Consider the following 17658-nt stretch of genomic DNA (forward strand, 5'->3'; position numbering starts at 1 on the left):
GCAAAGGTAAGTAAACATAAGCATATATTCAACTGTTATTTTAAAGTAATTTAAAGTTATCAACTATTGCTTCTAAAGGATGTTCTAAGCTGCATAAAGCGGTATGTATTCCCATTTTGCTCGCAGTTTCTAAATGTTGTGGGCTATCATCAACAAACAGGGTTTCTTCCGGATTTAATCCATGTGCTGATAATACCATTTGAAATATGGCTTCATCTGGCTTCCTCAAACCTACTAAATGTGAATAGTATGTTTTTTCAAAAAACTCTTCATTACTCGGTATTCCATAAACTTCTTGTAAATGATTCATGCAATAGGCGTAATGTATTTCATTGTTATTACTTAACAAAAACATCCTATAACGACTATGCAACTCTTCTAATAACTCATGCTTTCCTGGTGGAACACCTATTAATAAAGAATTCCATGCATCGTCAATTTCCTGATCGGTTAAATCGTGTTTTTTAGTCTTGTTACGTACCGAATCTCGAAATTCCTTAGCCGTAATCTCCCCCCGATCAAATGAATCGAACAGTGAATCTTGTCCTCGGTGGCCAAAATAGTCATCAACTTGCTCAACACCCAATTCTATAAAGGATTTTCTTACCTTCTGAAAATCAATCATAAAGATCACATTCCCGTAATCAAGAATAATATTTTTAATTTTTTGCATATAAAAATTTTGTTTTCTCGTCTCAAATATCGATAATTGCATCGTCAAAACAGGGTAAACACTCAGAAATTTTGATAAAAATTAACCGCGCCTATAGCTCAGTCGGTTAGAGTAGAAGACTCATAATCTTTTGGTCCCTGGTTCGAGCCCAGGTGGGCGCACGGAAACAACACTAAAACCGCCTTTACGTTATCATAAAGGCGGTTTTTTAGTTTAAAATCACTTCCCGAGTAATAATTTTACTTCCCGAATTGATTTTTAACTAACATATTGGATACCAAACGAATATCCCTGCGATACGTTTTTCATACTGCAACTCACCGAACGTATTTTCCTATCGAATTGTCATATTTTAAACAAAAACTTCGCACTTCCCGGTATGAAATTGTCAAATGAAATACGTTTTTATGTTGTACAAGACAGCAGACAAAAGAATGATTTATTGGTAAAAATTTATATTAGATTTTTTTATGGAAAAGTTAAGAAAGACTTTTTTACAAATATTCGATGGCCCAAAGACCGATTTGATAAAATTAATGAATTATTGTTACCCAGATACCCATATGATCCCGATGTAAAGTTTTCTAAAGAACGAAAATTAGAAATCTCATTTGTTCTTCGCAAAAAATTAGTAAATAATTAAAAACTAAAAAATATAGTTATCAAGTGGGCGCAGTAAAAAAGCCTCTTTTCTATACAGGAAAGTGGCTTTTTTTATTATGCACCAAATTGAAGGATGATAACAGATTCGATCAAATTCAAAATTTAGTTCATTTCATTATTTAAAATAAAATTTAAAAACCGAGTTTCAAAATTCGTTTACTAAGGGGATAATGTCTTTTTACAATTAATAGGTTTAATTTTGGAAATTCTATTAATTTTGTTTTTTATTATTTCCAGATATTCTAAATTACTGAATATGAAGATTAAGAAGCTAAACTTAGCCTTATATTTTTTTCGGAATTAGTGATTGAGTTATAGAAAAAGATGAATAAACTTATTCAATTTTTGATTAGTAAAATTATTTATTTCTAGCAAAGAGTGAATAATATAATTACCAAAACCAATTACAGCAAATGAATAAAATAACTTGTATTGTCCTGCTCTACACTATAATTTTAATTTCTTGTCAAGAAAAATCGATAGAATCGAGGTTAGAAGCTAGAGTTGGTGAATTGGAATCACAATTAGATACATTAAAAAAATCAACCAACAAAACTTTTGATTCGATAAGAAATTTTCAAATTTCCTCAAATAAAAAAAATTTTGAATTCAATAAAAAAACTGAAATACTAAAAAAATTGAATTTAAGTTACGATGACAAAACTGAAACAACCAGTTATGATCAAAATCTTTTTATTCATTATAACAATCTAAATAGATCATCAATTTCATTACATAAAAAATCTGGCCAATCTCCTACAATCAGTTTAAAAATGACCTATGCAGGTGATGATTGGATACAATTCGAAAATGCTTATTTTATATATGATTCAAATGTTAGGGAAATAAAATTTAATTTGGAACATGATAAATTAGGTCAAAACGCTGGTGGTCAAATGTGGGAATGGATAGACATATCATTGGGGGATAATGATATTGATGTTCTTTATAAGGTGGCTAATTCTTCAAATTCTCAAATGAAATTATCTGGTAAAAAGGAGTTAACAAGAAATTTATTCGACAGGGAAAAAGAAGCAATATTACACATCTTGAATGCCTACCAATATTTTAAAGAAAATCCAAACGAAAATTTATAAAACAGAATATCTATTATGGAAGAATTTGAAAAAAATCCGAACAAGAAGCCTTTCAACATACGGTATTTATGGCTTTAGCAGATATTTATAATCGCTTAAATCCTAATGTAGAAATTGGAGAATATTTGCTCCAATTACAGAGAAATAAACAAGAAGAAAAAAACAGAATAATAAATAGTTTTCTAAAGAATGAAATCTAGAAATCCCATTTTAATTTCGCAAAAATTTAGTAAATAATTAAAAACTAGGAGAATATAGTTATCAGGTGGGCACACAAATCTAAAAGTCGTTTCTTACACTAAACCGAATCCATTAATCTTTTAAACAAATTTCACAAACATAATCGAATTGGATGGTCCCAATATTGAACAACCAATTAATCCAATCCCTTAAGTCTCTCCCACCAGCATCAATAAATCGATAATTTCTAATAATCTCGTATAATTAAAATTATTTGGTGATAATAATTACCAAACTCTCCAACATCAAACTAAGTCGGAGCACCAAGATATAAAACAACTATACACAGCAAGATGAAGAATTTTTAAAAATTTAACCCTAAAAATTAACTGAAAATAACCTATTTGCTTCCCCGTCTTATGCAATAAATATAGACTGAGGAAATAAAAATTCGATGGGGAGTCATAAAAAAAGTCTGTAAGCAAATAACTTACAGACTTTTTTCATGAATAAAACTATTGGAGAAAATTTAAAACTTAACCAACCTTTAACTGAAAGCCAATAAGTTTCTGAATCTTGAGCAGCAATGGTTTTTCCTCCGTACTACAAAAAGACAGTGCTTTTCCCACTTTACCCGCACGTCCAGTTCGTCCAATACGGTGAACATACGTTTCTGAATCCTCCGGTAAATCAAAGTTTATTACACGAGGCAGTTCAGAAATATCAATTCCACGCGCAGCTATATCAGTTGCCAATAAAACATCAACTTCTCTATTTTTGAAAGAATTTAAAGCACGTTGACGTGCATTTTGAGATTTGTTACCATGAATACATAGCACCTGTAATCCTTTTTTAGAAAGATCCTTTGCTAGTTTATCTGCACCATGCTTAGTCCTCATAAAAATTAATGTCTGTAAGTCCTTTTCTAGGTTTAGAAATTTAGTTAATAAAGCAACTTTCTCTTTTTTCTCTACGAAATATACCGTCTGACTTATTTTATCAACAGTCGATGAAACAGGTGATACATTTATCTCGACAGGACTTTTCATTATTTCATTTGCCAACTTGCGTATCTGCGTAGGCATAGTCGCCGAAAACATCAAACTCTGACGTCCTGATGGAATTGCTTTCAATAATTTTCGTATATCATGCACAAAACCCATATCTAGCATATTATCAGCTTCATCCAAAACAAGTTTATTAATTTTTTTTAAATTAACATGTCCCTGTCTATAAAGATCCAATAACCTTCCAGGAGTAGCTATGATCACATCAACTCCTTTTCTTAATACCTCTACTTGTTTTTGTTGGGATACTCCACCATAAATAACTAATTGACGAATCGACAACACATCACTGAAGTCCTTTAATGCTTCGCCAATTTGTATAGCCAATTCGCGCGTAGGAACTAGGATTAGCGCCCTAGGCTCTATCTGGCGAACTCCTTCCAAACCTAATAATTGAAGAAGTGGTATACCAAAGGCGGCAGTTTTGCCGGTTCCAGTTTGAGCACATCCAATTAGGTCATTACCTTTCAAAATAATCGGAATTGAACGCATTTGAATGTCGGTACATTCTTCATACCCTTTTTTATGTATAGCTTTTAATAAAGGTGCTATAATACCCATATCTTTAAATAGCATTATTTTTAATTTTTGTTTAAATAATAGACCCCAAATGGATCAAATTCGCAGCAAAATCATATCGTAATGGTTTAGCATACCGCATATGGACTTTTACTGCCTTAAGTCCTACTTATTCTCTTTCTAATTAGTTTACCCGATCATTTATTGCCTCAACCATTAAAATGGCAATAAATAGGATCCAGCAGCTTCAATAGTGATTAATTTCAATCCATTAAATGGATAATAATTTTACCATTTCATCTGTCATTTAGTTTAACTAATAACCACAATATTAACAGACTACAAGTCAATCCGATTAGACATTATAGTATAATTAATCAGTATGCAATCAAAAAATTGAAGGAAATATTTGAAAAATGAGGAATAAATTTCGAAAAGTTCTGTATCAAATCGATGAAAACAAATGTAGTAACTGTAAATACGAAACTAAAAAGAATTAGTAAATTAATCTGCTTCGGAAATGCACCTACATAACCTGCTTAGCTGGCAAATATATTGATTTTGTTTCATACTCACACGAATTATATTATTTATTACCAGTTCAACCCTAGCGAAATTTTAAAGAACTTGGAGAAGTAGTTTATAAAAAACACAGCCCAATCCAGTAAAAGATTGGGTTATATTGTTCATTTATTACCTATATTAAGCATCAAATGACTAAACAAAGATAAAAGGAAAGCATCACAAAAAGCATTGATCCAGCCGTCAACCAGCTATATTTACGCTTTTCCTTCTTTGACCACTTCTCATACTTATCAAAGTATTCTATATATTTATCCTGCCTGAAAACAAATATATAACATATTGCACCCGCTCCAACAGCACAACTAACTATAAGCAACGTTGATATCGCCACTTGAAGCATCATCAAAACAGAAAAAAAGAAGAGGCTCAAGCCGCCCCATAGAAAGCCACCGGCCCACACTATACCAAGACCAAACCGCTTATCTCCCCATGCCTTATTAATTTCCTGATGGATATCAATCCCTAACTCCTCGTATCGCCTCTTCTGGAAAGGCAATTTATGTATAAGATTAACAGGATTCATTCGCTCAGTAAACAAATGCACGCTATAAAAAGCTCTGTAAAAACAAAAGTGTATAATATTAAAATATGTCTCCAAAACTACCTCCCATGATAATAATCAACCGACTGCTCTCCTGCAGTGCCGCCCAAATAGCCCCAGAAATATAATAGTATTTTCCATTTATACCAAGCCACTTGTTACCGGGAGCTACCGATCCTCTAGATACGCCAAAGAATGTACCCTCAAAGCGAAAATTTGATTTGAAACAGATCTGGTATTCCGTATTAGACCAACAGCATCAATAACTCGACATAAGGGGAATACGAAGAAAAATATCCGCCAGCAGATCCACCACATTCCACCTTCCGATGTCTTAAACTAATAAAAACCTCCTTATACCAGTCCCGAAAAAAACCGCTACTTCTTTTTCAATTTCAGCAACCGGTCATTTACGGTTGGTATAACATCATCCACCTCCGTATAATTAGCTAAAACACTTTCTAAGGTACTTTTCGCTTGCACAACATCTCCTTTACGTGCATAAGTATCCGCTAGTAAAATAAAACTTTTAGCTACCCAATAATCGTGATCATCCATATTTTCAATCACATCAAACGCAGACTTTTGCGCTTTATCATACTCTTTGTTTTCATACTGGATTAAACCTACCTGATACCTAGCCTCTGCACTTGCAGCCGATTTACTTTTCAGAGCAGCCAAGTTAAGTTCCCTTAGTGCAGATTCCTTATTTCCTTTTTGTAATAGTGCCTTAGCACTATACATATGGGCTGTAGCTATTTCTTCTTCGGTCGATCTTTCGTAGTTTTTAATCAAATCAACATAGTTGTTCATCTGCTCATAATCCGCAATTTCAAAATAACATTTCATCAAGTTGCTGATTGCATAACCGTAGTTATCCTTGTAATTGGAATTGAGTTCAAGCTTTTTCAGATGGACGATTGCTTCATTATATTCCTTCAATTTCAGGTATAAAGCAGCAACTGTCATTAACGTTCTTTCGGTATACTCACTAGTCCAGGTGTTCAAAATAATATTTAAATCATGAAGTGCCTCTTGCGGACGATCAACATGATACAAGCTCACACCTCGAATAAATCGAGCATGTTTTTCTTGCTTAGGTTTAGGAAATTGATCAAAATAAGCATTGATTGCCTCCACAGCTGGACCATATTGTCCCCGAGCAAACAAAGTTTTACAAGCTTGAAACACTAAATTATCCTGTTCGGCAGGACTTAACTCACCAATATTATTGCTAGTAGCATATTGAATATAACCTGTAGCATCTCCCTGATCCAAATAAATATTTTCTATAGACAGCATCGCCTGAGCGGCTTCACTCGTTTTAGGATATTCACCCACTACTTTTTGGAAAGTAGCCAATGCAGATTCGCTATCATTTTTGTTATATTGAACCAGTCCTATGGTCATCAATGCTCGCGGCACATAACTACTGCGTGGATAACGTTGTATCATCTCTTGTAATCCAGCTATGGCCACATCGTAATCTCCTGTTGTAAACGAAATATAGGGAATTTCAAAAGCTACATCATCCGCATAATTCGAGCCCGGAAATTTTTCCACTACCGCTTTTAAGGTGGCTAATTTCGACTCATGGTCACCCTGTAAACCTTGAATAATTCCCTGTTGGAATAAGGCATAATCCTGATTTGGAGCCTTACTGCTAATCAATTGATTGTAATATTCTTTAGCTCGTTCATAGTTTCGAATAGAAAGGTACGAATCCCCTAATCGAGCCATGACATCATATCGAATATTTTTGTCCAAAGCACCCTCATTTGAACCTAAAAAACGTTCAAAATAATTGGCAGCCATCGTGTATTTGTTGATTCGAAACGCTGCGTAAGCCAAGGCATAATTTGCATAATGGTAAACATTCGTATTTTTGGCTATCGGCAACTCTAGAAACCTGGAGAAATTATCCACCGCTTCACTGAACTTACGAACTTCATACATAGCCTCCGCTTTCCAATATGTCGCTAAAGCTGCCATTTCTGGGTTAAAATCATACTTTTCAGATCGCATAAACATCGATATACTGTTTTCGAAAGCACGTTCATTGTAAAATTCCAGACCTCGGTAGTAGGTAATCTTCTGATAAACTACTTCTTCCTGTTGCTGCCTATTTTTAAATGACTCCAATAAATATACACCGACTTCAAAGTTGGTACTACCCAATAAGATCTTGGTCATCCTTGATTCAGTAGTCTCTGGTATATTCGTATCTGTATCGTTTACTTTATAATTGAAGGCAATATATTCCTGTAAAGGCTTTAATGATACATTTACAGAATCCAATTCGTATAGTATTTTCGCATAATTGAATAGTGCATCCGACCTCAATTCCTGATCATAGTTCAAGGTGGAGGCTTTTGAAAAGGCATTTCTAGCGCTATTTTTATCTCCATTAGCTAATGAAATATGACCTAATGCAATTAATGAACTTTGGTAAAAAGCGTCTTTAGGTTCTACTTTTTCCAAAATCGATACCGCCCTATCGTATTGACCTGCACGATAGGCCAAAATCCCAATCCTATTATTATCAATATTGTTGCGTAAAGCGTTGGGATATTTTTCATTCAATGGACTGTGATAAGCATCTTTATACGGATTTTTAGATAGATAGAGTCCTGCAGCTGTCTCCCTCAATTCAACTTCGAGGGCTTTTCGATCAATATTCATATCTGGGCTACGCCGCACCTTCACAGCATCCGCTAACATGGGCCGATAATCTCGCACCACTTCAATCGAATCTACAACAGATGACTCTTTTTTATCTTCCTGCGCAAACACATCAAGCATTAAAACTGATAAAAAACCAACCAGTAAATAGTTCAAGAATTTACTATTCATCTTATTTTTTAATATCATTATTCTTAAAATTTTTCATGACTCATTCAATATCCATTCAATTGACTTTGAACAAAATATTGATAATCAATTTAAATAACCAACAACCAAAATAAACAAAATCAAATACATCTTTCGGAATAGCCAAACTTAAAGTTGTAACAATTCACAAGCTATAAAGAATCAAATATGTTGCCATTATGCTATAAACATACTATAATTCTAATCATAATAATTATCCTATGCTTTTCTTAATACTAACAAATTAGAATAAGTAAAAATTGATGTTAATCCATTATTCTTACATTAGAATCCATAATATAAATCATGAAAGACGTTTGCTGCTCTAATAAATTGTAACAATAAAAAGAGTCATCTTTATAAAAGACAACTCTTTTGGTTTAATCTTTAGAAATAAATAGTTTATGCGAATAGGGAATTCTGATATCTAATAAAATCAAAGTAGTATACTGAACAGCATTATATCGTAGAGAAAGCTTTATGTGCTAAAGATCTTAATCATTTCACTGACCAAATTCATAGCCTACTCCAATAGAACTAACTCGATTAAGATACTTTGCTTGTCTTTTATTGGATATATTGACCAATCCGCCTGAATTGGATAATCTTGCTGTAAAACCATTTTTGAACCTATACCCCATAAGAATACCTAAACCTGCATCTATTGGGTTTAATTGATCATATCCATTTCCCCACTCTAAAACAACAGACTTTCTACCCGATGAGACCCTGGCATCAATTCCGTAAGAGAAATAGGGTCCAGCTCCAATAAACAAATCGCCCGATCGTGTTGGAGCCCTAGCAATAAAGTTTATTGGTAATTCAAAATAAATTAATTTGTCTGTAAAAGTATTTCCCTCGATTTTAGATACTCCCCCTTTACCTTCAATGGATATTCCTGGCTGTATGGAAAAATTTCGCGAAATAAATAAATCATAATAGCCTGATAAATGGAAACTAGTTGCGATGTGTGTTTTTGCTCTTTGGTTGTCTAGACTGATAAATTCATTAACGAGATTTAATCCAGCTCGAACACCAATTCTATTTTGAGCATTTGTTCCAGCGAGGAAAACAAGAATAAGAATTAGAATTAAGTAAATTTTTTTCATAAAAGGTTACTAGTTGTATAATTTCATAAGTAAATCCAGGTTTTGGAATGCCTCCTAATATTATCAATATTCAGTCTTTAAAAATAATAAAATCACTAATTAAATATTAAGCTAATAAAACCTGTTAGCCTAAAACTATATGGGAATTTTATCAGTTTTTTTAATTTATGATTTTTCAAAATCAACCAATGCCAATGGCCATCTTTATTTCCTCCTGTTGACCCCAACCGGGCAAACCTCATCCATAAGTCTTTCTAATAAAGAAATAATATTAAATTTCAGCTTACATTACTTCATTTTCAATAGCCCTAGGAACACATCTTAGCTGGATTTCATTCCGATCTTCTTCGCAAATTTTCAAACTTGATCCGGCTTAATTCCGATGGAGATCCGAAGAAGATCCATCGCTGTAAAAAAATTGGCTATTAAAAACCTGAAAGAATATGGATTCTTTCAGGTTTCCCTTAGCTACAGGTACGAGCTAATTAGGCTAAAAATCCCACTGGACTTCATTAAAAAGGTGCAGGACTAACGGAGGTCCAACCGCCATCGACAACTATAGTTTGTCCAGTAATGTGTTTTGCTTCATCACTCACCAAAAACAAGGCTGCATTAGCAATATCAGGTGTTTTAGCAGGGGCGCCAATGGGTGTAATTTTGGACCATGCACTTACATATTCCGGATCCTCTAAGGTTCTTTCAGTCAATGTTGCTCCAGGAGCAACGGCATTGACATTTATACCGTAAGGAGATAGTTCTAATACCAAGTGCTTCGCTAACATTTCTACTGCTACTTTAGTCATACCATAGGCTGCAAGATCCTTATGTGCTTGGTGACCAATAACCGATGAAGTAAATAAAATAGAACCTCGTTTATTATTGGCAATGAAATATTTACCAGCAACTTGAGCCAAGAAAAATGCGCCACCCATGTTTACGTGCAGTACTCTAAAAAAATCCTCTGGTTTATAGTCTAAGAAACTACCAAATAAGGTAATTCCAGCATTTGCCATAATGATATCCAAAGAATTCGTTTGAGCAATGGCAAATTCAACCATATCCTTATTGAAATTTGGGTCTGCCACATCTCCTGCGAATGGTAGACATACGCCAAATTGACTAATTTCCTTAGCGGCCTTTTCACTCAATGCTAAATCCACATCATTTAGGATCACAGATGCTCCTTCCAATACGAGGCTTTTAGCCATTTCGTATCCTATTCCTTGACCAGCTCCAGTAACTATCGCTGTTTTATTCGTAAATCTTTTTCTTTCCATAACTGTTTAATTTTTAATGGGAATCCCGCAACACTTCACTTCCTGAACCACCTTTCAAAAAGTCTAAGTCAGCTCCTAAATGAGACTGTTCAACATGATCTACATAAAGTTTACAATATCCCCTACGGTGTTTATTTAAGTTTAAGGTTAAATTTTCTCTACGAATATGCAATTCCTCCTCATTCACCAATAGATTCAACTGACGTGCTTCCACATCTAATTCAATTTGATCACCATTTTGAACATAAGCCAATAAGCCTCCAACTGCCGATTCTGGAGAAATATGAAGCACAACAGTACCAAAACCAGTACCACTCATGCGTCCATCTGAAATTCTGACCATATCCAACACCCCTTTATTGAGCAATTTTTTCGGGATTCCCATATTCCCCACTTCAGGCATCCCAGGATATCCTTTAGGTCCGACATTCTTTAATACAAGAACACTGGTTTCATCAACATCTAAATTAGGATCGTCAATTTTCGCTTTATAATCTTCAATATCTTCAAATACTACCGCTTTTCCTGTATGTTTCATTAATGCAGGGCTAGCTGCTGAAGGTTTAATCACTGCACCATTCGTACATAAATTACCTTTCAACACCACAATTCCGGACAAGGGATTAAATGGATTTTCCATGCTAGATATTACAGACTCATTCAGACTAACAGTATTTCCGCAGTTTTCACCGACCGTCTTTCCATTCACGGTGAGCGCTTCCGTATTCATCACGCTTTGGATACTATGCATTACGGCAGGAATACCACCTGCATAATATAAGTCTTCCATAAAATATTTTCCTGAAGGCTGCAGGTTTGCTACCAAAGGAACACCTTTGGAATACTTATCAAAATCTTCCAGCTGTAAATCAACCCCTATGCGACCAGCAATGGCCATAAGATGAATGGCAAAATTGGTAGATCCTCCAATCGCTGCATTTACGCGAATAGCATTTTCAAAGGCCTCTCTCTTCAGAATTTTAGACATCGTCAATTCTTCTTTGATCATTTCAACGATTCTTCTTCCAGACATTCTAGCTAATCGTTTCCGATTCGCATCAACAGCAGGAATTGCGGCATTACCTGGCAAAGTAAGTCCCAGAGCCTCCACCATGCTGGCCATGGATGATGCGGTTCCCATTACTGCACAATGGCCTGCACTTCTACACATGCCTGCCTCCGCAAGATTCATTTCCTCTTCCGTAATTGTTCCTTGTTTGGAAGCATTCGCAAAACGCCACAAATCACTCGTCCCAACATCCTTACCTTGAAATTTACCAGTCAGCATTGCTCCACCAGAGACTACTAAAGTGGGTAGATCTACACTACAAGCTCCCATCACCAAAGATGGTGTAGTTTTGTCGCATCCACATAATAACACGACACCATCTATTGGATTTGCCCGTATAGATTCTTCCACATCCATACTCGCGAGATTTCGAAACAGCATGGCCGTAGGCTTCATTAATGTTTCTCCTAGCGACATTACTGGAAACTCTACTGGAAATCCTCCAGATTCTAATACTCCTTTTTTGACCTCTTCTGCAAGTTCTCTAAAATGACCATTGCATGGCGTCAATTCCGACCAGGTATTGCAAATGCCCACTACCGGCTTTCCATCAAACATATCGGCTGGAACCCCTTGGTTTTTCATCCATGCTCGATAAATAAATCCGTCCTTTCCTTCCCTCCCAAACCAATCTCTACTTCTTAATTTCATAAAATAAGCTTATTTAAAATTTCTTGTTAAATGCATTTACAGGGACACCAGAGGTATCCATATTGACTAAAAACACTTCCCCGCTTTGAGGATATTTCTCCAGGTCTTCTTTTGATAAATCTTTACGAGAAGTTGTAATGATGAGTTGATCTAACTTAGCACCTACAAAAGCGCATGAGGATACATGTGGCGCTGGTAAATCAATTTGATATTTTAACCGACCATCCCTCGTATCAAATCCAGCAACAGCAAATCCGCCCCAGATAGCCACCCAAAGGACATCATTCGTATCTAATGCCATTCCATCTGGATAACCAAAACCCGCTTCGATAACTATGCGATTTGCAGCTTCCTGAAGATTCAAATCATCCTGTATATAACTTTTTATAATCCGTGTTCCACTATCGGTATGAAACATTAAACGACCATCCATTGTCCAACATGGGCCATTGGAAATACTAACGCGATTTAACATAAGATCAATAGATCCGGCAGCATTTAGTCGATATAAATCACCTTCCCCATCTACATGATCCATATGCGTGGTACTAAACCAAATATTCCCATCCGGATCTACTGCTCCATCATTACCTCGATGATGATCCCAGGAAATCCCTAAATTAGAGATGATAGTATAGCTTTTGTTTTTAAGATTATAAATCGCTATTCCTCCTTGAACAATAGCAATTAATTGATCAGGATCATCTTTAATTTCAAAAATCGCAGAAACTAATTTTGCATTCGGATATTGGATAAGTTCTTTAGATTCTAAATGATATTCGAAAAATGAATCTGACAGTATATCAACCCAAAACACAGTTTGTCTTCCATGATGCCAAATAGGACCTTCTCCATGTAAAGTTAAAGGAGAATTGACAATGTTATTTGCTATTGAAGAATGCATAGGTCGGTTTATATGGTTATTTAAACACTTAATTTATGGATTATTTTTGAATCCTAATAATCATATATGAGATTCCTAAAAAGATTTAGTGCGGTTAAATAAGTATGGACAGAATATTTATCAGATTTCTATCCTAAATAGGACTAGAATATACGTTTAATAGATTTTAATCCGCTAATTGTTTAATCACCTTATTTTCGTAAGAAGATTATATTTTTAAGTTAAAACTCAAAATCATAAATCCAGAAGATCATTTACGCAAGTTTAGGGTAAGATTTCCATAAAAATAGAAATCCTAAAAATAGAGATCATAACTAAAAATATTGGCTGACTTGAAATATCAATTACAACATGGTTCACTTAGTGCCATACTGAGAATGTTACAAAAATAGAAAAGCCTTTAATGATGAAGGACGTGATATATGCATTCCTTTTCTAAAAAATCTATATACCATTCTCAACTATCTAAAACAATAATACAGAAGGATGATTGGAAACTGGATTATTCTTTAAATAGTACCTTCTCGAAAAATCAAAATTACAGTAAGATTAACGAAGAGGAGAATTTAGGAACTCAACAATCGATTTCATTTACAAATAATATTAACCTAGGTTTTAAACAGAGGTTTATAATTACTCCATTATATCAATTCAATCTATACAATTTTGATTATAAATTTCCTTCTGAAAATTTTAAAAACATCAATAATTACGCCCATTCCGTAGGTGCTGCAGTTTTGATAGACCATATAAAAAAAGTCAAAATCGAATCTAGGTATAATCTAGTTAATCAGGTAGCAGACCTAAATAACAACCGTAAAAATATACACCTCATTAATGTATCTTGTTTTTATCCTGTCATGAAAAAAGGAGAATTAAAATTATCCGTCTACGATTTACTCAATCAAAGCATTAATAACACGTACAGATCCTTTGAAAATAACATCACCTTTAACCAAAGTTTAATGCTAAGGCAGTATTTTATGCGGAGTATGGTCTACAAATTTTTGGATACCGGCAAAAAGTAATAATGGTTGTATTCCGACTTACTTACATAATCCTTAACAAAATTTCAATTACAAAAAACACCTTTCTCAAACGTTTCCGTAATTAAATCAAACGATTGCATTATTTCTCTATTATTAAAATATAGAATTAGTCCCTACTATTATTGCTGAAATAGCCAATAAACTGCTAACAATTGATTTTTTAATTAAATGAGGAAACAACATTACTTTAAAAAAGTGAGTTGGAAGAAATTAGTTATGATTTTAACTATTCCTTCTACCCTACCTTTCCTTAGTCCATATACGTATGGCTACGAGGTAAATTCGAATATTAATACGAATATTTCATTGTTATTTGACATCCATCAGCTGCAACAGGAGGTCTCAGGAATAGTTCGTTCAAAAAATGGAGAGCCATTGGCTGGTGTAACTGTATCGGTAAAGCGAGAAGGAAAATCTACATCTACGGATAAGGATGGAAAATTTAGCCTTCTTGTTTCCAACGAATCGGCCCTATTAACCTTCTCTTTTTTAGGATTCAAACCCATTGAGCTGCTGGCTAGTCAAGCTAAAAACGTCGAAATGGAACGTAGTGAAGATGAAATTGATGAGATAATCGTAGTAGGTTATGGTAACCAAAAGAAAACAAACTTAACGAGTGCAGTGTCTCAAATAGATGCCAAAGTTTTGCAGAATAGGCCATCCCCAACCATTGCTAATATGCTACAAGGAGCAGCTCCAGGCTTAGTCGTTACCAGAAACTCCGGTAGACCAGGGGCGCAAGGGTTAAACATTACAGTACGTGGAGAAACTTCGGCCAATGGCTCTGTCGGACCATTAATCGTAATAGATGGAGTTATTAGTTCAGAAGAGACTTTTGTTGCGTTAAATCCAAGTGATATTGAAAATATGAGTATCCTCAAGGATGGCGGCGCAACCGCTATTTATGGAGCACAATCTGCGGGAGGAGTTATACTTGTGACGACAAAAAGAGGGAAATCTGGAGTTGGGCAGATAAGCTTTTCAAGCAATTTAGGAATTCAAAGACCAGGAGCCATGCCTGATCGATTATCCCTAATCGATGAAATGAATTATGTAAACCTTGCTCGAAAAAATGCAGGAATTGCTGAGGAATATTCTGAAGAGGATTTGAACTATGCCGTAGCAGGACCAACCTTTGTATTGGGCGCTAATGGACAATGGAGAACTTATAATCAAGAAAACATCTTAGATCAAGTTATCCAGAAAAAATATAATATCTACAATAACAATTTACAGTTCTCAGGCGGCTCTGAAAAAATTACGTATATGGCTTCCATAGGAAATATGACCCAAAATGGCATGTTTAAAGTAGGTAATGACAAGTTTTCTAGAATAAATGCACGTGCAAATGTTTCTGCTCAAGTAACGAATTATCTGAAATTAGACATTGGGAATGCTTTTATAAATCAGCAAACGGATAATCCCCAAGATGCAGGATACTCCATAGATGCGGGCGGAAATTCTATTTTAAGGCAGTTTTACTCTTCGAGATTGAGGTTCCCAATATTTAATGAGGATGGATCGTATTACAGAAGTGGAACTTCCTCTGCTTTTGGTTATGCCTTAATGAAGGATGGTGGATTCAATAAAGACCTCAAAAGAACATACTTTAACAACGTCACGGCGACAATAAATAAGTTGGCTAAAGGACTTGAAATCAAATTGATGTACAGTCGAGAAAATATTGATTTACAAAATAGAAACTTCAGAAGGACAGTTGATTATTACTCAGGCCCTACGCCAAATACCAAGTCACAGTTAAATAATCCGAACAACTATAGTATCAGTAATTTTAAGACCTTAAAGCAAAACATGCAAGCTGTTGTGGATTATAATTTAACCCTAGCTGAAAATCACAACTTTCATTTGATGGGTGGTTACCAATTTTACGACCACGATTATCAATACATATCTTCCTCGACTAAAAACTTGTATGTCAATGATAATCCAAGTTTAAATTTTACATCCGACCCGCTGAATAAATCGCACAATCAATATACCGAACGTGAAAAAATGCAATCTTATTTCGGACGTTTCAATTATAATTATAAAGAGAAATACCTATTTGAAGCTACCGTAAGAAGTGATGAAAGTTCTAGACTCTCTCCACATTTGAGAGTTAAAGTATTTCCTTCTTTCTCCTTAGGTTGGAATATGACCAAGGAAGAATGGTTTCAGCCAGCTGCGCATATCGTTAATGAACTTAAGCCTAGATTATCATGGGGAAAAGTGGGTTCAAAGGTGGGTATAGGCTTTTATGATTATATAGCACTTTTGGGCTCTGGAACGAATGTCTTATTAAACGATATTAAACAAACTTACATCACTCAAGGGGCACTGCCAGCAACGGATATATCCTGGGAAACCATAGAAACCAAAAATTTAGGACTTGATTTCAGCTTTTTAGATCGAAAGCTATTTGGATCTTTCGATTATTTTCAAAAATTTAATAATAATATGCTGGTTAGCATCAGCATGCCTGCAACTTTAGGCGTTTCGGTTCCTAAAACAAATCAAGGAAAACTAAAAACTTGGGGTTGGGAAACTACCTTGGGCTATAGAGACCATATTGGCGAACATGTAAATTATAATTTTTCGCTCAGTTTAGCTGATAATAAAAATAAGCTTGTAAAATACGGAGGTGCAAATAATATAGTCAATTCTGGCACAAACAGATTGGTCGAAGGTTACGCATTAAATTCAATTTGGGCTTATAAAACGGATGGCTATTTTCAAAATGCTGCTGATTTAGAAAATGCACCTAGCTACGAAAGGTTTATCAATAAAACAGGTGTTCCAGGTATTGGGGATGTACGGTATCTCGATTTGGATAATGATGGGATTATTAGCCCAGGGGAAAATACTGTTGGAAATACAGGCGATATGGTGTATTTAGGAGATACAAATCCTAGGTATCAATATGGAATTAATGGATTTATTAGCTATAAAAAGTTCGATTTTTCGTTCTTTATCCAAGGGATTGGAAAACGTCATTTAAAACCTAGTAATGAATTAATTCAACCTCAATTATATTCATGGTATTTGCCTATGGATTTTCAAATGGACTATTGGACTGAACAAAACACAGATGCTGCATTTCCGAGGCCTTATTTAGAAGGTGGTCATAATTTTCAAAACTCAGATAAATGGTATTTAAGTGGCGCATACGCCAGATTAAAAAATGTACAATTGGGTTATAGCATTTCGAAAGAACAGTTTAATAAACTCCCGTTCAGTAGAATCAGATTGTATGCTTCTGCAGAAGATATTCTTACCATTTCAAAACTAGGCGTATTTAAAGGGGCAATAGACCCTGAAATAAGACCTGAAGACAATAAAGTATCTCCATATCCTTTTGCAACGACTATTTCCTTTGGATTGAATATCGATTTATAAAATTACT

11 protein-coding genes and 1 tRNA gene are annotated in these 17658 nt (G+C 34.7%); 4 read left to right on the top strand and 8 right to left on the bottom strand.

Annotated features, from left to right (window positions below):
• Positions 1-40: 40 nt before the first annotated feature.
• Positions 41-673, bottom strand: a complete 633-nt coding sequence (locus ACFRAE_RS04060; RefSeq protein ID WP_422795843.1) for an HAD family hydrolase — start codon at positions 671-673, stop codon at positions 41-43.
• Positions 674-760: 87 nt separating this feature from the next.
• On the opposite strand from ACFRAE_RS04060, the gene ACFRAE_RS04065 reads away from it, so the two are divergent.
• Both ACFRAE_RS04065 and ACFRAE_RS04070 read left to right on the top strand, forming a co-directional pair.
• Positions 761-834, top strand: a tRNA-Ile gene (locus tag ACFRAE_RS04065).
• A gap of 915 nt (positions 835-1749) precedes the next feature.
• A complete protein-coding gene (locus ACFRAE_RS04070) occupies positions 1750-2433 on the top strand; it encodes a hypothetical protein (RefSeq protein ID WP_422795844.1) in 684 nt (227 codons plus the stop codon).
• Between the two features lie 716 nt (positions 2434-3149).
• On the opposite strand, the gene ACFRAE_RS04075 is transcribed toward ACFRAE_RS04070, so the two are convergent.
• The 7 genes from ACFRAE_RS04075 to ACFRAE_RS04105 form a co-directional block, all read right to left on the bottom strand.
• Complete coding sequence (locus ACFRAE_RS04075; RefSeq protein WP_422795845.1) at positions 3150-4256, bottom strand: DEAD/DEAH box helicase; 1107 nt, start codon at positions 4254-4256, stop codon at positions 3150-3152.
• A 652-nt stretch (positions 4257-4908) separates the two neighbouring features.
• A complete protein-coding gene (locus ACFRAE_RS04080; protein WP_422795846.1) occupies positions 4909-5307 on the bottom strand; it encodes a hypothetical protein in 399 nt (132 codons plus the stop codon).
• A gap of 396 nt (positions 5308-5703) precedes the next feature.
• Positions 5704-8178, bottom strand: a complete 2475-nt coding sequence (locus ACFRAE_RS04085; protein ID WP_422795847.1) for a tetratricopeptide repeat protein — start codon at positions 8176-8178, stop codon at positions 5704-5706.
• Between the two features lie 521 nt (positions 8179-8699).
• A complete protein-coding gene (locus tag ACFRAE_RS04090) occupies positions 8700-9305 on the bottom strand; it encodes a porin family protein (protein ID WP_422795848.1) in 606 nt (201 codons plus the stop codon).
• Positions 9306-9817: 512 nt separating this feature from the next.
• On the bottom strand, positions 9818-10582 hold the full coding sequence (locus ACFRAE_RS04095; protein ID WP_422795849.1) for an SDR family NAD(P)-dependent oxidoreductase: 765 nt from the start codon (positions 10580-10582) through the stop codon (positions 9818-9820).
• 13 nt (positions 10583-10595) lie between these two features.
• Positions 10596-12302 carry an IlvD/Edd family dehydratase gene (locus ACFRAE_RS04100; protein ID WP_422795850.1) on the bottom strand — a complete coding sequence of 569 codons (1707 nt, stop codon included), beginning with the start codon at positions 12300-12302 and terminating at the stop codon, positions 10596-10598.
• A gap of 13 nt (positions 12303-12315) precedes the next feature.
• Entirely contained in the window at positions 12316-13206 is an 891-nt protein-coding gene (locus ACFRAE_RS04105) for an SMP-30/gluconolactonase/LRE family protein (protein ID WP_422795851.1), read from the bottom strand.
• A 422-nt stretch (positions 13207-13628) separates the two neighbouring features.
• Here ACFRAE_RS04105 and ACFRAE_RS04110 point away from each other — a divergent pair, with 422 nt between their 5' ends.
• Together ACFRAE_RS04110 and ACFRAE_RS04115 are read left to right on the top strand one after the other, a co-directional pair.
• Positions 13629-14234 carry a hypothetical protein gene (locus ACFRAE_RS04110; RefSeq protein WP_422795852.1) on the top strand — a complete coding sequence of 202 codons (606 nt, stop codon included), beginning with the start codon at positions 13629-13631 and terminating at the stop codon, positions 14232-14234.
• Between the two features lie 189 nt (positions 14235-14423).
• Positions 14424-17651 (top strand): SusC/RagA family TonB-linked outer membrane protein, encoded by a 3228-nt coding sequence (locus ACFRAE_RS04115; protein WP_422795853.1) that lies wholly within the window; start codon positions 14424-14426, stop codon positions 17649-17651.
• Positions 17652-17658 lie beyond the last annotated feature (7 nt).

The organism is Sphingobacterium sp. HJSM2_6 (assembly GCF_049316305.1).
Taxonomy (GTDB): Bacteria; Bacteroidota; Bacteroidia; order Sphingobacteriales; family Sphingobacteriaceae; genus Sphingobacterium.